Below are 16,603 nucleotides of genomic sequence, written 5' to 3'. Positions count from 1 at the left end.
CATGCCGTTGGCGAGCCGGGCGTCGGCGGCGAAGCGGATGTCCCAGTTCATGTCCATCGCCACCATCGCACGGCCGGGTGCGATCTGGATGTGCCGGAGGTTCTTCAGCCGCAGTCGGATGTCGTCGTGCAGCCCTTGGTTTTGCGCCCAATAGGCCAGGACGTCGGCCCAGGCCGTGTAAAAGCTGCGGATCTCTTCGGCCTTGTAGAAGGCGAAATCCGCCTCCGACCAATGTTCAATAAGGGCGGGGGCGCTGTTGAGGCGCCAGGCATCGGCATAGGCAAAAAGGGCGGCTTCGATCTGCTGGTCGCGGGTCATGCACGGCTCCTGTGGCGGGTCAGGGTGAGTGTCGCCAGCAGGGCGACGGTTGCCAGAGGCGCTTCGGCGGTTCTTCGCTGTGCGGAGCATTGCGCGGCTTGCAGTGGCCGAGCGGCTACCCTTCGCCCAGTCTGGGCTTTTGCCGGAGGCGAGACCATGCGCTTTGATCTCAACACGCTGAAGCCCGAATCCAAGGCCTTTCTGGCCCGACGGGCCGGGGGTGAGGGCTTGTTGATCGACGGGCAGTGGGAGGCGGCGTCCGGCGGCGGGAGCTTTGCGGCCCTCGATCCGGCGACCGGCATCGAGACCGGGCGTATCGCCGCGGCGAGCGCAAGCGATGTCGATGCGGCGGTGGCGGCAGCAGAGCGGGCGCTCCCGGGATGGCGGGCGACAATGCCCGTCGAGCGCGCCCGCCTGCTCTGGAAGATCGCGGACCTGATCGAGGCGAACATCGACGAACTGGCCGAGCTCGAATCGCTCGATCAGGGCAAGCCGCTGTTCGTCGGCCGCTGGGCGGAGATTCCGGGAGCGGTCAACCAGTTCCGCTTCTTCGCCGGCCAGGCGATGGCGATCGAGGGCCGCACGCTGGAGAGCTCGATCAACTACCAGGCACCGGGTAAGCAGATGCGGACCTGGACCGTGCGTGAGGCCGTTGGCGTGGTCGCGGCGATTGTGCCCTGGAATTCGCCGCTGGTGCTGACCGCAATGAAGCTGGCGCCGGCGCTGGCGGCGGGTTGCACGCTGGTGCTGAAGCCGGCCGAGGACACCTCGCTGACCGCGCTGCGGCTCGGCGAGCTGATGATCGAGGCGGGGCTGCCGGCGGGCGTGCTCAATATCGTCACAGGCCTTGGCGGCGAGACGGGCGCGACTCTGGCGGCGCATCCGGGCGTCGACAAGATCGCCTTCACCGGTTCGACCGCCACCGGCCGCGCCGTGCTGGACGCGGCCAAGACAAACTTCAAGCGGGTGACGCTGGAACTGGGCGGCAAGTCGCCGGCGATCGTGCTCGCCGATGCGGACCTGTCGCTGGCGATCCCCGGGGTGGCCAATGCGATCTACTTCAACGGCGGCCAGGTCTGCATCGCCGGATCGCGGCTCTATGTGCACCGATCGGTGCATGACCAGGTGGTTGAGGGCGTTGCCGCCTATGCGCGCGGGCTGAAACTGGGTCATGGGCTGGCGGCGGACACCCAGATGGGTCCACTGGTGTCGCAGCGCCACGCCGAGCGGGTCGAGGGCTTTCTGCAGCGCGCCCGCGCCGAGGGAGCAACCATGCTGACCGGCGGCGATCGGCACGGTGATGCCGGCACCTTCATCTCGCCGACCGTTGTCACGGGTGTGCGGCCGGAGATGGAGATCGTCCGCGAGGAGGTGTTCGGGCCGGTGGTGGTGGCGCAGCCCTTCGACGATGTGGAGGAGGTGGTGGCCGCCGCCAATGACAGCGCCTATGGGCTGGCGGCCAGCGTCTGGACCGAGAGCCTCTCGGCAGCCCACCGGATGGCCAGTGATATCCGCGCCGGCACGGTGTGGATCAACTGCCATGCCATGTATGATGCCAGCCTGGCCATCGGCGGCGTCAAGCAATCGGGCTGGGGCCGGGATAGCGGCCGCCAGGCGATGGACAATTATCTGGAGTGGAAGACCATCTGCGCAATGGTCTGACCGCCTGGGTGGCAAGGGGGGCGTTGCGGTGGCGGCGCGCCTCTGCTATGCGCCGCCCTTCGCTCCGGCAGGACTGCCTGCCGGAATCACCGGTGTTTTGACAAGCGCAGGGGCTGTGCCAGCCCTGGCGACGTGAATGGAGAGAACGGCTGCATGCAAATCGTGGTTCGCGACAACAATGTCGATCAGGCGCTGCGCGCGCTCAAGAAGAAGCTGCAGCGCGAAGGCGTCTACCGCGAGATGAAGCTCCGTCGTCACTATGAAAAGCCTAGCGAAAAGCGCGCCCGCGAGAAGGCCGCTGCCATTCGTCGCGCCCGCAAGCTGGAGCGCAAGCGCGCTGAGCGTGACGGCGTCCGGTAAGGCCAACAGCCTCGCCGCACGACGCTGCGGCTTACCGTACGACATTTCTCGCAAGGACTGAGCCCATGGCAACCCCTGGCACCGAATCGACCCCCGCCGGCGCGGGCCGCTGGCTCGTCGGTGGCGCCGTCATCGTTTTTCTGGCCGGGCTCGGCATTTGGGCGGGCACTCAGTCGCAGGTCGCGGCCGTGCGTGTTGCCGACATGAAGTTCCTTGATGACAATGCGGCCCGCGCCGGGGTCCTCACCACCCGTTCCGGCCTGCAGTACAACGTCATTCGCGAAGGCACCGGGCCCCGCCCGGGCCGCGGCGATGTCGTGCTCGTTCATTATGAGGGCAAGCTGATCGACGGCACGGTATTCGACTCGAGCTATCAGCGCGGCGAGCCGGCTGCCTTTCCGCTCGATCAGGTGATCCCCGGCTGGACCGAGGGCGTGCAATTGATGCCCACCGGCTCCAAATATCATTTCGTCGTACCGCCGGCCCTCGCCTATGGCGCCCGCGGTGCTGGTGGGGTCATTCCACCCGGCGCCGTCCTTGAGTTCGACATCGAACTGCTTGCCATCCGCCCTGCGGAATAACAAAGCGCAGGCTCAGGTTTCGGCGTCTGAGGGCCAAGCTCCCAGCCGCCGGAGACCCTAGTTCAACCCGATGAAGTACCGGTCGCTGCGCAGCGCCGGGAACCAGGTCAGCGGGTTCCAGTCGGTCGATCCGTCGAGCGAGAAGGTAATGAACTCGGCGCGGCCGACGAGATTTTCGATCGGCAGCATGCCGAGGCCGTCGCGGCTCGGATCGAAGCGGCTGTCCTGGCTATTGTCGCGGTTGTCGCCCATCAGGAAGATATGGCCTTCGGGCACGATTGCCGGCGCTGTATTGTCCTGGGGCATCTCGCCGAGATCGAGGGTCAGATAGGTCCGACCGCCGGGCAGGGTCTCGCGCCAGGTCGGATAGCGGCAGACCTGCTGGCCAGCGGCGTTTGTGGTGCGATATTGGGCATCGATAACGGTCAGGCAGTCGCTATTGGGCGAAACCGGGATTTCGGTATCGGAAACGCGGGTGCGTTCTACGGGGGCGCCGTTGAGCCAAAGCGCCCCGTTCCGCATCTGAATGGTGTCGCCCGGCAGCGCAATGACGCGCTTGATGAAATCGACATGGCCGCGCGGGGATTTGATGACCGCGATGTCGCCACGGTCGGGCAGCCGGCCGAACAGCCGCCCGGCGATGGGCGGCAGCACGTCGAGCGACGGCGAAAGATAGGAATAGCCATAGGGATATTTCGAGACGATCAGCCGGTCGCCGATATAGAGCGTCGGCAGCATCGAGCCGGACGGAATGAAGAACGGCTTGGCGACAAAGCTGTGCACGGCAAGCACGGCCAGCACGAGCAGGAATAGCTGCCACAACTCGTGCGCCCAGTTGGTCTGCTTCTTGGCGGCGCGGGTCTGGACCTCGGTCATTGGGGGCTCGCTGTGATGAGTACGATTGCCTGTGCCCAGGGATGGTCATCGGTGATCGTCAGGTGAATGTCGGCCCTATGCCCGAGCGGGGTGATTTGCGCCAGCCTTGCTGCCGCACCGCCGGTGAGGTGCAGCGTCGGCGCGCCCGACGGCAGGTTGACGACACCCATATCTTTCATGAACACGCCATCGCGCAGCCCGGTGCCCAGCGCTTTGGCGCAGGCCTCCTTGGCGGCGAAGCGCTTGGCATAGGTGGCGGCCCGAGTCAGCGAGCGACGGTCCGCCTTGGCCTGCTCGATTTCGGTGAAGATTCGCGCGATGAAGCGCGGGCCGAAGCGGGCGAGGCTGCGCTCGATCCGCTCGATGTTGCACAGGTCGCTGCCCAGCCCGATCACCGCCAGCCCGGTTGGCACCATCATGCCCGTGCCGCGTCCATATGAGCGCGCATCTGGCGAATGGCTTCGGCCAGTCCGATGAATACGGCTTCGCCGATCAGGAAATGGCCGATGTTGAGTTCGGCAATTTCGGGCATCGCGGCGACGGGACCAACATTGTCGAAGGTCAGGCCGTGCCCGGCATGAACCTCAAGGCCGAGGCGGGCGCCCAGTGTCGCCATCGCTTGCAGCCGTTCGAGCTCGATGGCAACAGCCGCGCCCTCGGCATGGCTGTACGGCCCGGTGTGCAGCTCGACTACCGGCGCGCCTAGCGCGGCAGCGGCGTGAAGCTGCGCGGCATCGGGCGCGATGAACAGGCTGACGCGCGAGCCATTGTCCCGCAGCTGGCGTACGATCGGGGCCAGGCTGTTGTGCAGGCCGGCCGCATCGAGACCGCCTTCGGTGGTGCGCTCGGCGCGGCGCTCGGGCACGATACAGGCGGCGTGCGGGCGCTCGCGCAGGGCGATATTGAGCATTTCGTCGGTGGCGGCCATTTCCAGGTTGATCGGCAAGGCGGTCGCTTCCGAGAGGCGTGTCAGATCGGTGTCGGTGATGTGGCGGCGATCCTCGCGCAGATGGACGGTCAGCCCGTCGGCGCCGGCCTCGGCGGCGACGATCGCAGCGCGCACGGGATCGGGATGCAGGCCGCCGCGCGCGTTGCGGATGGTCGCGACATGGTCGATGTTGACGCCGAGCCGCAGCAGGCGACGATCAGGGCTGGTCATGCCACGCGGCTTCCGGGCTTAATGGCGGGAATGGCGGCAAGCTCGGGTGGGAGCGCGTCGGCCGGGTAGCTCGGCACGTCGAGGCGGATCAGCGGCGTGAACGGCACGCCGAGATCGGCGGTGCCGCCAGAGCGGTCGACGAGCGAGGCGGCATGGATGACATCGCCGCCGGCAGCGCGGACGGCGGCGATCGCCTCGCGGCTGGACAGGCCGGTGGTGACGACATCCTCCATCAGTAGCACCTTCTGCCCCGGCGCCAGGCGGAAACCCCGGCGAAGCTCGAAACTGCCGGTCGGGCGCTCGACGAACATCGACAGCGTGCCGAGCGCCCGCGCCAGCTCATGGCCACAAATCAGCCCGCCCATGGCCGGGGCGATGACCACCTCGGTCGCGGCCCGGATATCGGCGGGCAGCTTCGCCGCCAGCGCTTCGGCGAGCCGGGCCGCCCGCGCCGGGTCCATCAATACCCGGGCGCATTGCAGGTAGCGCGGGCTGCGCCGCCCTGAGGACAGAATGAAATGGCCTTCGAGCAGCGCCTCGGCGGCGTGGAACTCGGCGAGAATATCGGCGTCGGTCATGGTCATGGATGGCCCCTAGCAGGGTTGGAGGCGCGGTGCGACGGCCTGCGTCAACCGCGAAAGCGCTCGACGGACAGCACGGCGGGTAGATTGTTGAGTGCGGCGATGATCGTGGTCAGCTGCTTCAGGTTGCTGACCTCGATGTCGATGATGTCGGTGTGGAACTCGCGGTCGCGATGCTTGAGACTGAGATTGACGATGTTGGCACGCTGGGCGGCCAGCACGGCGGTCATCGCCGCCAGTGCGCCGGTCTGGTTGTGGACGACGACGGCGAGCCGGGCGACGGCGCCGTCGCTCTCCTCGCCCCAACTGACATCGAGCCATTCGCCGGCTTCATGGCCGAGCTCGGGACAGTCGATGGCATGGACCATGATCGGGCGCTCGGCGATACGGACGCCGACGATACGGTCGCCCGGGACCGGATGGCAGCAGGGCCCGAGCTCAAAGGCTACGCCGGCGGCGAGGCCGTGAATGGACACAGCGGCCGGACCGGGTTTGCCGCGCTTGGTGCGGCGCGGCCGCTGGCCGGCGGTGGAGCCGGGCAACAGCGCCTCCGATACCGCGCTGTCGGACACTGTGCCACGCGCCATCGCCAGCTCGAGCGCTGCCTGGTCAGGGAGCATCAACTGGCCGAGCGCGGTCGCCATCATGTCGGCATCCACCGATACCTTGAGCCGCTTGATCAGCGAATCGAGCAGCTTGCCGCCCATCGCCTGGGCCTCGGCCTGCGCCTTGTTGCGGACATGGCGGCGGATGGCGGCGCGGGCCTTGGCACTGGCGACGAAACTTTCCCAGGCCGGGTCGGGGTGGCCGAGGGGCCCCCGTAATATTTCGACCTGGTCGCCGTTGGCGAGCACGGTGCGCAGCGGCACCACCCGGCCATTGACCTTGGCGCCGACGCAGCTGTCACCAAGGTCAGAGTGCACGGCATAGGCGAGATCGACCGGTGTCGAGCCGCGCGGCATCTGGTGGAGCGCGCCCTTGGGCGTGAACACGAACACCTGGTCCTGGAACATCGCCATCCGGGCATTTTCCAGCAGTTCCTCGGGCGAGGCGGCGTCCTGCAACACTTCGAGCAGGTCGTTGATCCAGGGATAAGCATCGCTGGCGACGGCCGTGTCGCCATCCTGCTTGTAGGCCCAATGGGCGGCGAGCCCATATTCGGCCTGGTCGTGCATCTGCTGGGTGCGGATTTGCACTTCGATCCTGGCATTCTCGCCATAGACGACAGTGGTGTGCAGCGAGCGATAGCCGTTGCGCTTCGGTGTCGAGATGAAGTCCTTGAACTTGCCCGGCACCATCGGCCAGCGGCCATGGACGGCACCGAGCGCGCGGTAGCAGCTGTCCTCATCCTTGACGATCAGCCGGAAGGCGATGACGTCGGACAACTGCTCGAAGCTGACGCCGCGGCCCTGCATCTTCCGCCAGATCGAATAGGGACGCTTCTCCCGCCCGGTGACATCGGCAAGGATGCCATGGGCATTGACCAGCGCGCGCAGGCTCTTGCCGATCGCATCGACGCGCCCGCTGCCCCCGGCGCGCAGCTGCGCCAGCCTGGCGGCAATGGAATTATGCGCTTCGGGTTCGAGATGGAGGAAGGCCAGTTCGTTCAGTTCGTCCATGAAACCGTACATGCCGATCCGCTCGGCGAGCGGCGCATAGATTTCCATTGTCTCGCGGGCGATGCGGCGGCGCTTGGTCTCGTTGCCGATGTGATGCAGCGTTCGCATGTTGTGCAGCCGGTCGGCGAGCTTGACCAGCAGCACGCGGATGTCGTTCGACATGGCGAGCAGGAACTTGCGGAGGTTCTCGGCCTGGCGCTCGCTGTCGGTCTGGGTCTCGATCCGGCTCAGCTTGGTCACGCCGTTGACCAGCCGTCCGATGCTCGGCCCGAACAGCCGGTCGATCTCTTCCTGCGTGGCGACCGTGTCCTCGATGGTGTCGTGGAGGATGCCGGTGGCAATGGTTTCATAGTCGAGCTTGAGGTCGGTGAGGATGCCGGCGACTTCGATCGGGTGGCTGAAATAGGGGTCGCCGCTGGCCCGCAACTGGCTGCCATGTGCCTTCATCGAAAACACATAGGCGCGGTTCAGCAGATCCTCGTCCGCTTGCGGGTCATAGGCTTTGACCCGCTCCACAAGTTCATACTGCCGCAACATGATGGGATATTGGGCGCTCGACCGGGGTTGCGCAACCTCTTGACCGCGCTTGTTCAGCGGTCTTTGCTGCAATGATGTTGCTGATGCTCGTTCTCGCTATGGCAGCCCCGCAGAACTTGCCGGTGATCGAACGGCGGCGCCCGTCCAGTGAGGCTGCCGAGACGCCGTCCGAGGCCGAGCCGTTTACTGCCGACACGCCTGCCACGCCCCCGCTTCCTGAGCGCAGCGCGGTGGTCGGGGAATGGCGGCTGGGGTTGGCGCGGGGCGGGCGCCGCTGTGTCGTGCGGCTTGACGATATCGCAATGGGCTCCGGCCTGTTCAGCCTATGGCAGAACGCCAACTGCCCGGAAGGCCTGTTCCCGGCGACGCGGTGGCGGCTCTCCGGGGCGTCGCTCGAACTGCTGGATCGCAATGCCAGGCCGATGGCGGTGCTTGCGCCGGCCGATGCCGGCTGGACGGGCAAGCGGTCCGGAGACGGCGCAGCGATCCAAATGGACCGGCTGCGCTGACGCCTTATTCGTAATCGGGGCCGAGATTCTGGTTGCGCGGCGGCTGGGCTGCGGTGATCCGCAGCGCCTCGGCCGACGCCGACAGCGAGCCGATCGCATCAGGGGTATCGTCATCGTCGGCGACCATGCGCTGCATCGAGACGATCAGAGCTTCCTTGAGGAAGCTCGGCGACACGGTTTCCTCGGCGATTTCACGCAGCGCCACGACCGGGTTCTTGTCTCTATCACGATCGATCGTCAGCTCGGCGCCGCTGGAAATGGCCCGCGCGCGATTGGCCGCGATCAGCACGAGGTCGAAACGATTGGGAACCTTGTCGACGCAATCCTCGACGGTAACGCGCGCCATGGGCGAAATCTCCGGGCATGTCTGGAAGCGATCTCTCCTGCCGCCGCAAGCCCCCGAAGTCAAGCTTATGCTGCCCCGCGGCTTGACCGGCGGGCACGCGGCGGCTAGGGGGCACGCTTCGCAATTGGCCCTGCATCCCCGGTGAAGCAGGCGCCGCGTCCGGTATCTGGCCGGACGGTGCGAGACCGGGGTCCCGGGCGCAAGCCCGTAGTCAGACGACGGGCGCGAGTCCGTCTATCGTTGAAGCAGCGGATTGGACACGAGATGAGCAAGCGTCACAGCGCGAAGTACAAGCTTGATCGCCGGATGGGCGAGAATATCTGGGGCCGGCCGAAGTCGCCGGTCAACAAGCGGGAATACGGTCCCGGCCAGCACGGCCAGCGCCGCAAGAGCAAGGTGTCGGACTTCGGGATCCAGCTGAAGGCCAAGCAGAAGCTCAAGGGCTATTACGGCGATGTCACCGAAAAGCAGTTCCGCAAGGTCTATGACGAGGCGGTGCGGATGAAGGGCGATACCTCGCAGAACCTGATCGGCCTGCTAGAGCAGCGCCTCGACATGGTTGTCTATCGCGCCAAGTTCGCACCGACGGTCTTTTCCGCCCGCCAGATCGTCAACCATGGTCACATCCTGGTCAACGGTCGCCGGCTGAACATCGGCTCGGCCAAGATCAAGCCCGGCGATGTCGTCGAGCTCGGCGCCAAGGCCAAGGAAATGGCGCTGATCCTCGAGGCCCAGCAGCTGACCGAGCGCGACGTGCCCGAATATGTCAGCATCGACGGCCCCAAGGCGACCTATGTGCGTGTGCCGACGCTCGACGAAGTGCCCTATCCGGTTAAGATGGAGCCGAACCTGGTCGTCGAATTCTACAGCCGCTAAGTCATCGGCAAGCAACGCGCGGCGGCGAATCTTCGGGTTTGCCGCCGTTCGTTTGTCTGGCGTCGATGACGCAGGCAAGCACGCCCCCTTGCCGGCCGGGGGCAGCGCTGCTAGCTATGCCGGAACAGCGGCATGCCCGCTGCCTGTCGTGTGCCAATGTCCTGTTGCCGATTTGGCGATGTTTGACCGTTGGCGCCCGGCATGCCTGGTCTCATCATGATCGGGCCATGAAGAACTTGAGGGGCTGGATGCACGCAGCAGGAATTTGCCAGGCCGGTCGTGCCGCAAGACAGGGTCTTGTGGCGAGCCGGATGTCAGCCTGTGTGCCGGTCCGCTCCGCCCAGATGTTTATACCCCCTATCCTGCCGGTCCTGCATGTCGCGTCCGGTCACAATTTGCGCGCCCCGTTCCTGCTCCGCAGGCGTGGGCTGAGCGCCATGGAGTATCCAGATGTCCCTACGCATGTTGATCGATGCCCGCCACCCGGAGGAGACCCGGGTCGCGGTCGTCAACGGTCCCCGTATCGAGGAATTCGACTTTGAAGCTGCCGATCGCAAGCAGCTCAAGGGCAATATCTATCTCGCCAAAGTAACGCGGGTCGAGCCCAGCCTTCAGGCCGCCTTCATCGAATATGGCGGCAATCGCCACGGCTTTCTCGCCTTCTCGGAAATCCACCCGGACTATTATCAGATCCCCCGCGAGGACCGCGAGGCGCTGCTGCGCGAGGAAGCCGAAGCCGCTGCCGAGCATGATACCGACCGGGATGGGGACCGCGACGAGCCCGAGGACGACGACGGCGATGAGGTTGCCGAGACCGGCGGCCAGCAGGACGAGCCTTCGGACGTCCTGCGCCGCAAGCGCCAGTCGCTTCGCCGCCGCTACAAGATCCAGGAGGTCATCCGCCGCCGCCAGGTGCTGCTGATCCAGGTCGTCAAGGAAGAGCGCGGCTCCAAAGGGGCGGCATTGACAACCTATCTGAGCCTCGCTGGCCGCTACTGCGTGCTGATGCCTAACACCGCGCATGGCGGCGGCATCAGCCGCAAGATCGCCAATCCGGCTGACCGCAAGCGCCTGAAGACGATCATGGCCGACCTGCGGCTGCCGCAGGGCATGGGCGCCATCGTCCGCACCGCGGGCCTCAAGCGCTCGGCTGCCGATATCCGCCGCGATTTCGACTATCTGACCCGGCTCTGGGACGAGATCCGCGAAAAGACTCTGTCGAGCATGGCCCCGGCGCTGATCCACCAGGATTCGGACCTGATCAAGCGTGCCATCCGCGATGTCTATAACCGCAACATCGAACAGATTCTGGTCGAGGGCCGCGAAGGCCATGAGGCGGCATCGCGGTTCATGTCGATGCTGATGCCGGCGCACACCGCCAAGGTCGTCGAATATCAGGACAATGTGCCGCTGTTCCAGCGCTTCGGCGTCGAGCAACAGCTCGAGGGCATGTATCAGCCCGTTGTCCAGCTGAAGTCCGGCGGTTACATCGTCATCAACCCCACCGAGGCGCTCGTCTCGATCGACATCAACTCGGGCCGCTCGACGCGCGAACATGGCATCGAGGAAACCGCCACCAAGACCAACCTCGAAGCCGCCGAGGAAATCGGCCGCCAGCTGCGACTGCGCGACATGGCTGGGCTCGTCGTCATCGATTTCATCGACATGGAAAACAGCTCGAACACCCGCAAGGTCGAGCGCGCCATGAAGGAGGCGATGAAGAACGACCGGGCCCGTGTCCAGATCGGCCGTATCTCCAGCTTCGGCCTGATGGAGATGAGCCGCCAGCGCCTGCGCACCGGCGTGCTCGAGGCCAGTACCCATATCTGCCCGATGTGCGAGGGCACCGGCATGGTGCGTTCGGTGTCGTCGGCCGCTCTGGCGGCCCTGCGGGCGCTTGAGGCCGAGGCCCTGCGCGGCCGCGCCAGCGACTTCACGCTGCGTGCCAGCGAAGCGGTCGCCGTTTATGTGCTCAACAAGAAGCGCATCGAGCTTGCGGAGCTGGAGGAGCTGTACGGCGTCTCGATCCATACCGTGCCCGATGATGATCTGATTGGCCCGAACTTCGTCATCGATTCAGCCGGCCCGCCACCGAGCAAGAAGGTGGAGATGGCGGCGCTGCCGGCGCTGGTCCGCATAGAAGACGATCCTGACGATCTCGCCAGCGAAGACGATGAAGACGGCGATGATGATCGCGATGACGGCGAGGAGCGGACCGAAGGGCGCCGGGACGGCCGACGCGACGAGAAGCGCGATGACCGGCGCGACGACAGACGGGGCGGTCGTGGCCGTCGCCGGCGGCGTGAGCGCGATCCGGCCGATGGCGGCCAAGAGTCGCAAGCGGGCGAAGGCGAACCGGTTGCCGATCCCGACCATGCTGCCGGTGCCGAGCCGGCGGTGGCAGAGGATGGTGACAGGGCACCCGCCGAGGCCGGCGCCGACAATGGCGCGTCCGAGCGCGGTGACCGCAAGCGTCGCCGCCGTGGTCGCCGTGGCAAGGGCCGTCCGGCGCGTGAGGACGGCGCTATGGCCGAATCCGGTGATGCGGCTGACGAAGCGGGGGCCGAAGCTGTTCCTGTGGCGGTCGAGGCCGAAACTTCGGCCGCCAAGCCCGCACGCTCCCGCCGCCGGCGCGCGGCGCCGGCCGTGACCGAAGAGGCAACCGTCGAGGCGGCCGTCGAGGCTATCCTTGCAGAACCGGCGCCGGTCGAGCTGCCGGCCGAGGAAGCGGAGACTCCGGCGCCGAAGCCGCGCAGCCGTCGTCGCAAGGCCGATGTTGCGGCCGAGCCCGAGGTGGTCGCCGAGGCCGAGGTGACTGCACCGGCCAAGCCGGCCGCGAAGCCTTCGGCCAAGGCCACCAAGCCGGCGTCCGAGGAAACGTCCAAGCCCGCCCCGCGCCGCAAGGCCAAGGCCGATCCGGCACCGGCGGCCGAGCCTGCGGCCAAGCCCAGCCGTGCCCGCAAGCCCAAGGAAACGCCGGTCGAGTCAGTGTCTTCTGACGCTGCTGACACCGAGGCTGCACCGGCCTCGGCCGAACGGGCCAGCCCGCCCGCGTCGCCGCGCAAGGGTTGGTGGCAGCGCACCTTCGGCTGACGTCGGCATTGAAACGGTCACTAGCGGAGCGCAAAGAAAAGCTTGCGCCCGCTGGTGACCGGCTCGGCCTACAAGGCCGCATGTCCGATCATCTGATTCCTTTCGCATGCGCCGGCCGGGTTGTGCTGGTCGGCGCCGGTCCTGGCGCCGTCGACCTGTTGACGCTGCGCGCCGCGCGCGCACTGGCTTCGGCCGATGTCGTAATTCATGACGGTCTGGTCAGCGACGAGATCATGGCGCTGCTGCCAGCGGATGCGCGCCGCATTTCGGTTGCCAAGCGGCGGGCCCGTCATACCCTTTCGCAGCCGGCGATCGGCGACCTGCTGGTGGCCGAGGCCCTCGCAGGGCATGTCGTTGTCCGGCTCAAGGGCGGGGACCCTTTTATCTTCGGACGCGGCGGCGAGGAGGTCGATGCCTGCCGAGCTGCCGGTGTGCCGGTCGACGTCATCCCCGGCATCTCGTCGGCACAGGGCGCCGCCGCCGCTGTGCAGATGCCGCTGACGCACCGGGATCACGCGTCGATCGTCAGCTTTGTGGCGGGTGAATGCCGCGGCCTCGCCGAGCAGAACTGGGTGGGTCTTGCTGGCCCCGGCCGTACGCTGGTCATTTACATGGGGCTTTCGGGCGCCCACCAGATCGCCGAGAAGCTGATGGCAGATGGCCTTACGCCCGAGACGCCCGTCGCGGTGATCGAGCGCGCTACGCGCGACGACCAGCGGCTGTTCCGCACATTGCTCGCCGATCTTGGCGGCATCATCGCGCGCGCCAAGGTCGAGTCCCCGGCGCTCATCGTCATCGGTCACGTCGCTACGCTGGGCGTGCCTGACACTGTTCTCCATCAACTCGTCGAGGCCGTACCATGCCCTTTGTCCTGACTGGAAACCGCCTGGAAACCGGCGACGTGCTGTGGTGGGATGGCGCCGACTGGAGCCTTCACCTGCGTGACGCCGCCACCATGGAAAAGGCCGAGGCCGAGGCACTGGTCGCCCAATTCCAGCCGGCCGAGCGGATCAGCGATCTCGTTCCTGTCGAGGTCACGTTCACCGATGCCGGTCTGCGGCCGACGTCCACCCGCGAGCGTGTGCGCGCCGTCGGCCCCAGTGTGCGGCCGGACTTCGCCCGCCCCAGCCTGTCTCCCCTCGAGATCTGATAAGCGAGATCTGACCTATGTATCGTTATGACGCCATTGATCAGGCCATTGTCGACGCCCGCGTCGACGAGTTCCGCGATCAGGTCGCCCGTCGCCTCGCCGGCGACATCCCCGAGGATGATTTCAAGCCCTTGCGGCTGATGAACGGCATCTATCTGCAGCTTCATGCCTATATGATCCGCGTTGCCATTCCCTATGGCACGCTGTCGTCGGCTCAGATGCGGATGCTGGCTCATATCGCCCGCCGCTATGACCGGGACTATGGCCATTTCACCACGCGCCAGAATATCCAGTACAACTGGATCAAGCTCGACGAGACGCCGGACCTGTTGGCCGACCTCGCCAAGGTCGAGATGCATGCCTTTCAGACCAGCGGCAACTGCATCCGCAACATCTCGTCGGATCAGTTCGCCGGGGCGGCTGCCGATGAAGTCGGCGATCCGCGTCCCTATGCCGAACTGCTGCGGCAGTGGTCGACGCTGCACCCCGAGTTCAGCTTTCTGCCGCGCAAGTTCAAGATTGCCGTTATCGCGTCGGATACCGACCGTGCGGCAATGAAGTTGCACGACATCGGCCTCCAGCTCATCAAGGGCGATGCCGGCGAGCTCGGCTTCAAGGTCTATGTCGGCGGCGGTATGGGCCGCACCCCGATCATCGCCCCGCTGATCCGTGAATGGCTGCCGATGGCCGATTATCTGAGCTATATGGAAGCCATCCTGCGCGTCTACAATCGCCACGGCCGTCGGGACAACATCTACAAGGCGCGGATCAAGATCCTCGTTTCCGAGCTCGGCGCGGAGGAGTTCACCCGCCAGGTCGAGGAGGAGTTCGCCCATCTGAAGCCGCTCGGCATCGATGCGCCGAAAGCTGAGCTCGATCGGATCATTGCCCAGTTTCCCGATCCGGCGCTTGATGCCTCGGCGCCGGACAGCCTCGACCTGTCGAACGAGGATTTCGCCGCCTGGGTGCGCCAGAACACCCATCCGCACAAGGTCCCCGGCCATATCATCGTCACCATCAGCCTGAAGCCGGTCGGCGGCATCCCCGGCGATGCCTCCTCGGCGCAGATGGACCTGATTGCCGATCTCGCCGAGCAGCATGGCGGGGACGAGATCCGAGTCACCCATAGCCAGAACCTGGTGCTGCCGCATGTCCGCAAGGATGCGCTGTTCGGCCTCTGGCAGGCGCTCAAGGGCGCCGGCCTGGCCTCGGCCAATCTCGACCTGGCGTCGGATGTCATTTCCTGCCCGGGCCTTGATTATTGCACGCTGGCCAATGCCCGTTCGATCCCCGTCGCCCAGACCATCGCCGAGAAGCTGGCGCCGCGCGAGCTCGATATCGGCGAGCTGAAGATCAAGGTCTCGGGCTGCATCAACGGCTGCGGCCATCACCACGCCGGCCACATCGGCATCCTCGGCGTGGACCGTAAGGGCGAGGAAAACTACCAGCTGCTGCTCGGCGGCTCAGGCGCCGAAGACACGACGCTGGCCAAGATCCTCGGCCCGGGCTTCGACGAGAACGGCATCGTCAAGGCCGTGGAGAAGCTCGTCGCCCATTATCTCGACGTGCGGACGAGCCCGTCCGAGCGTTTCCTCGACACCTATCGCCGCCTCGGCGCCCAGACCTTCAAGGAGGCCGTCTATGGCTGATCCCGACAATACGGCCGCATCGCGCGACGTCCAGGACCAGGTCGCCGTCGGCGGCGCCCCGGCCCCGGTGCTCGATGACGCTCCGGCCCGGCTCCGCTACCGCAGCGACGCGCCCGATGACGGCCCGCTGGTCAGCCTCGCCGATTTCCTCGCCAGCTCCAACGCCGGCGCCGTGCGGCTCGACCCCGCCGATGATGCCCGCGCGTTGCTGCCGCATCTGTCGCGACTGCGTCTCGTCGAGGTCAGCTTTCCGCGCTTTCGGGATGGCCGCGGTTATTCGTCGGCACGCATCCTGCGCGAGCATGGCTATGTGGGCGAACTGCGCGCGGCCGGCGATATCAATGAAGATCAGATGCTGTTCCTGCGCCGCATCGGCTTTGACAGCTTTGTGCCGGATCGCGCGCTCGACACCGGCGTCATCGAGCGTGCGCTTGCCCGCTATCCCCATGTCTATATGAAGTCGTCGGATGGCTTGAAGCCCGCTTGGGCCCTGCGCCATGGCTGAGCCCGCCGCCGTCTCTGCCCGCGATATCATCGAGCCCGCGCCCGCCTTCACCGAGGCGGACGTGGCGCGGCTGACGGCGAAATATGCAGGCGTCTCCACCGCCGAGATGCTGGCCGACCTGCTCACCGGCGAGCTCGCCGGCCGGGTCGCCGCCGTCTCGTCGTTCGGCACCGAATCGGCTGTGCTGCTGGACATGGTGGCCCAAGTCAGCAAGGACGTGCCGGTCATCTTCGTCAATACCCAGAAGATCTTCGGCGAAACCCTCGCCTATGGCGACGAACTGGTCGAGCGCCTTGGCTTTACCGATCTGCGCGTCTTCCGCCCCGATCCGCGCATTATCGCCGACAAGGACAACAAGTCGCTGCGCTGGAGCTATGATCCGGACGGCTGCTGCGACATCCGCAAGGTCGAGCCCCTGCGCCGCGCCCTGCTGCCGTTCAACGCCTGGCTGTCGGGCCGCAAGGGCTTTCAACTCGGCCGCGGCGCGCTGCCCCGTTTCGAGATCGATACCGACGATGCCGTCGGCCGCCTCAAGATCAACCCGCTCGCCGACTGGACGCGCGAGATGATCAACGAGCAGTTCACCGCCCGCGATCTCCCTCGTCACCCGCTCGAGGCGCAGGGCTATCCGAGCATCGGCTGCGTCCCCTGCACCAGCCAGGTTCAACCCGGCGAAGACCCCCGCGCCGGCCGCTGGCGCGGCTGGGACAAGACCGAGTGCGGGATCCACGACCCAGCGTTTTAGGCGCAGCGCGGCGTGACGATAGCAAAGCTATCGTCGG

Annotated in this window: 18 protein-coding genes; 11 read left to right on the top strand and 7 right to left on the bottom strand. The window is 66.3% G+C overall.

Going from position 1 to position 16,603, the window contains the following annotated elements; translation table 11 throughout:
- On the bottom strand, positions 1-318 hold a 318-nt coding region (locus ACTIFJ_RS06855), incomplete at its 3' end, for a hypothetical protein (RefSeq protein WP_439533351.1).
- 156 nt (positions 319-474) lie between these two features.
- On the opposite strand from ACTIFJ_RS06855, the gene ACTIFJ_RS06850 reads away from it, so the two are divergent.
- From ACTIFJ_RS06850 to ACTIFJ_RS06840, 3 genes are all read left to right on the top strand, one after another.
- Positions 475-1,980 (top strand): aldehyde dehydrogenase family protein, encoded by a 1,506-nt coding sequence (locus tag ACTIFJ_RS06850; protein WP_439533350.1) that lies wholly within the window; start codon positions 475-477, stop codon positions 1,978-1,980.
- A 153-nt stretch (positions 1,981-2,133) separates the two neighbouring features.
- Positions 2,134-2,340: a 30S ribosomal protein S21 gene (gene rpsU, locus ACTIFJ_RS06845; protein ID WP_439533349.1), complete on the top strand. Its 207-nt coding sequence runs from the start codon at positions 2,134-2,136 to the stop codon at positions 2,338-2,340.
- A 65-nt stretch (positions 2,341-2,405) separates the two neighbouring features.
- Positions 2,406-2,921 (top strand): FKBP-type peptidyl-prolyl cis-trans isomerase, encoded by a 516-nt coding sequence (locus ACTIFJ_RS06840; RefSeq protein WP_439533348.1) that lies wholly within the window; start codon positions 2,406-2,408, stop codon positions 2,919-2,921.
- A gap of 57 nt (positions 2,922-2,978) precedes the next feature.
- On the opposite strand, the gene lepB is transcribed toward ACTIFJ_RS06840, so the two are convergent.
- Genes lepB through ACTIFJ_RS06815 form a run of 5 tightly spaced genes read right to left on the bottom strand, consistent with a single transcriptional unit; the run spans position 2,979 to position 7,693 of the window.
- Complete coding sequence (gene lepB / locus ACTIFJ_RS06835) at positions 2,979-3,797, bottom strand: signal peptidase I (RefSeq protein ID WP_439533347.1); 819 nt, start codon at positions 3,795-3,797, stop codon at positions 2,979-2,981.
- Positions 3,794-4,216 (bottom strand): holo-ACP synthase, encoded by a 423-nt coding sequence (acpS, locus tag ACTIFJ_RS06830; protein WP_439533346.1) that lies wholly within the window; start codon positions 4,214-4,216, stop codon positions 3,794-3,796. The genes lepB and acpS overlap by 4 nt, the downstream gene beginning before the upstream one ends.
- A complete protein-coding gene (locus ACTIFJ_RS06825; protein ID WP_439533345.1) occupies positions 4,213-4,956 on the bottom strand; it encodes a pyridoxine 5'-phosphate synthase in 744 nt (247 codons plus the stop codon). Before ACTIFJ_RS06825 ends, acpS begins: the two co-directional genes overlap by 4 nt.
- Positions 4,953-5,534 carry an orotate phosphoribosyltransferase gene (pyrE, locus tag ACTIFJ_RS06820; protein ID WP_439533354.1) on the bottom strand — a complete coding sequence of 194 codons (582 nt, stop codon included), beginning with the start codon at positions 5,532-5,534 and terminating at the stop codon, positions 4,953-4,955. The genes ACTIFJ_RS06825 and pyrE overlap by 4 nt, the downstream gene beginning before the upstream one ends.
- A 50-nt stretch (positions 5,535-5,584) precedes the next feature.
- Complete coding sequence (locus tag ACTIFJ_RS06815; protein ID WP_439533344.1) at positions 5,585-7,693, bottom strand: RelA/SpoT family protein; 2,109 nt, start codon at positions 7,691-7,693, stop codon at positions 5,585-5,587.
- Between the two features lie 74 nt (positions 7,694-7,767).
- On the opposite strand from ACTIFJ_RS06815, the gene ACTIFJ_RS06810 reads away from it, so the two are divergent.
- Positions 7,768-8,202: an AprI/Inh family metalloprotease inhibitor gene (locus tag ACTIFJ_RS06810; protein ID WP_439533343.1), complete on the top strand. Its 435-nt coding sequence runs from the start codon at positions 7,768-7,770 to the stop codon at positions 8,200-8,202.
- A gap of 4 nt (positions 8,203-8,206) precedes the next feature.
- On the opposite strand, the gene rpoZ is transcribed toward ACTIFJ_RS06810, so the two are convergent.
- Positions 8,207-8,548, bottom strand: coding sequence for a DNA-directed RNA polymerase subunit omega (gene rpoZ, locus ACTIFJ_RS06805; protein ID WP_439533342.1), 342 nt, complete (start codon positions 8,546-8,548; stop codon positions 8,207-8,209).
- A 264-nt stretch (positions 8,549-8,812) separates the two neighbouring features.
- On the opposite strand from rpoZ, the gene rpsD reads away from it, so the two are divergent.
- The 7 genes from rpsD to ACTIFJ_RS06770 all read left to right on the top strand — a co-directional run bounded on the left by rpsD (position 8,813) and on the right by ACTIFJ_RS06770 (position 16,566).
- Positions 8,813-9,424 carry a 30S ribosomal protein S4 gene (rpsD, locus tag ACTIFJ_RS06800; protein WP_439533341.1) on the top strand — a complete coding sequence of 204 codons (612 nt, stop codon included), beginning with the start codon at positions 8,813-8,815 and terminating at the stop codon, positions 9,422-9,424.
- Positions 9,425-9,874: 450 nt separating this feature from the next.
- Positions 9,875-12,517, top strand: coding sequence for an Rne/Rng family ribonuclease (locus ACTIFJ_RS06795; protein WP_439533340.1), 2,643 nt, complete (start codon positions 9,875-9,877; stop codon positions 12,515-12,517).
- A gap of 80 nt (positions 12,518-12,597) precedes the next feature.
- Complete coding sequence (gene cobA, locus ACTIFJ_RS06790) at positions 12,598-13,392, top strand: uroporphyrinogen-III C-methyltransferase (RefSeq protein WP_439533339.1); 795 nt, start codon at positions 12,598-12,600, stop codon at positions 13,390-13,392.
- Positions 13,377-13,667 (top strand): DUF2849 domain-containing protein, encoded by a 291-nt coding sequence (locus ACTIFJ_RS06785; RefSeq protein WP_439533338.1) that lies wholly within the window; start codon positions 13,377-13,379, stop codon positions 13,665-13,667. The genes cobA and ACTIFJ_RS06785 overlap by 16 nt, the downstream gene beginning before the upstream one ends.
- A gap of 17 nt (positions 13,668-13,684) precedes the next feature.
- Positions 13,685-15,316, top strand: coding sequence for a nitrite/sulfite reductase (locus ACTIFJ_RS06780; protein WP_439533337.1), 1,632 nt, complete (start codon positions 13,685-13,687; stop codon positions 15,314-15,316).
- Positions 15,309-15,821: a DUF934 domain-containing protein gene (locus ACTIFJ_RS06775; protein ID WP_439533336.1), complete on the top strand. Its 513-nt coding sequence runs from the start codon at positions 15,309-15,311 to the stop codon at positions 15,819-15,821. Before ACTIFJ_RS06780 ends, ACTIFJ_RS06775 begins: the two co-directional genes overlap by 8 nt.
- Positions 15,814-16,566, top strand: a complete 753-nt coding sequence (locus ACTIFJ_RS06770; protein WP_439533335.1) for a phosphoadenylyl-sulfate reductase — start codon at positions 15,814-15,816, stop codon at positions 16,564-16,566. The genes ACTIFJ_RS06775 and ACTIFJ_RS06770 overlap by 8 nt, the downstream gene beginning before the upstream one ends.
- Positions 16,567-16,603 lie beyond the last annotated feature (37 nt).

This window comes from Polymorphobacter sp. (genome assembly GCF_051860865.1).
GTDB lineage: Bacteria > Pseudomonadota > Alphaproteobacteria > Sphingomonadales > Sphingomonadaceae > Sandarakinorhabdus.
The sequence above is the reverse complement of the archived record's forward strand: the minus strand, read 5'-3'. Positions and strand labels throughout refer to the sequence as shown.

Bases quoted from the DNA above. Each gene is read 5' to 3' on its own strand.
- ACTIFJ_RS06850 (WP_439533350.1), top strand. From the start codon at position 475: ATGCGCTTTGATCTCAACACGCTGAAGCCCGAATCCAAGGCCTTTCTG.
- rpsU (WP_439533349.1), top strand. From the start codon at position 2,134: ATGCAAATCGTGGTTCGCGACAACAATGTCGATCAGGCGCTGCGCGCG.
- ACTIFJ_RS06840 (WP_439533348.1), top strand. From the start codon at position 2,406: ATGGCAACCCCTGGCACCGAATCGACCCCCGCCGGCGCGGGCCGCTGG.
- lepB (WP_439533347.1), bottom strand. From the start codon at position 3,797: ATGACCGAGGTCCAGACCCGCGCCGCCAAGAAGCAGACCAACTGGGCG.
- acpS (WP_439533346.1), bottom strand. From the start codon at position 4,216: ATGATGGTGCCAACCGGGCTGGCGGTGATCGGGCTGGGCAGCGACCTG.
- ACTIFJ_RS06825 (WP_439533345.1), bottom strand. From the start codon at position 4,956: ATGACCAGCCCTGATCGTCGCCTGCTGCGGCTCGGCGTCAACATCGAC.
- pyrE (WP_439533354.1), bottom strand. From the start codon at position 5,534: ATGACCGACGCCGATATTCTCGCCGAGTTCCACGCCGCCGAGGCGCTG.
- ACTIFJ_RS06815 (WP_439533344.1), bottom strand. From the start codon at position 7,693: ATGTTGCGGCAGTATGAACTTGTGGAGCGGGTCAAAGCCTATGACCCG.
- ACTIFJ_RS06810 (WP_439533343.1), top strand. From the start codon at position 7,768: ATGTTGCTGATGCTCGTTCTCGCTATGGCAGCCCCGCAGAACTTGCCG.
- rpoZ (WP_439533342.1), bottom strand. From the start codon at position 8,548: ATGGCGCGCGTTACCGTCGAGGATTGCGTCGACAAGGTTCCCAATCGT.
- rpsD (WP_439533341.1), top strand. From the start codon at position 8,813: ATGAGCAAGCGTCACAGCGCGAAGTACAAGCTTGATCGCCGGATGGGC.
- ACTIFJ_RS06795 (WP_439533340.1), top strand. From the start codon at position 9,875: ATGTCCCTACGCATGTTGATCGATGCCCGCCACCCGGAGGAGACCCGG.
- cobA (WP_439533339.1), top strand. From the start codon at position 12,598: ATGTCCGATCATCTGATTCCTTTCGCATGCGCCGGCCGGGTTGTGCTG.
- ACTIFJ_RS06785 (WP_439533338.1), top strand. From the start codon at position 13,377: ATGCCCTTTGTCCTGACTGGAAACCGCCTGGAAACCGGCGACGTGCTG.
- ACTIFJ_RS06780 (WP_439533337.1), top strand. From the start codon at position 13,685: ATGTATCGTTATGACGCCATTGATCAGGCCATTGTCGACGCCCGCGTC.
- ACTIFJ_RS06775 (WP_439533336.1), top strand. From the start codon at position 15,309: ATGGCTGATCCCGACAATACGGCCGCATCGCGCGACGTCCAGGACCAG.
- ACTIFJ_RS06770 (WP_439533335.1), top strand. From the start codon at position 15,814: ATGGCTGAGCCCGCCGCCGTCTCTGCCCGCGATATCATCGAGCCCGCG.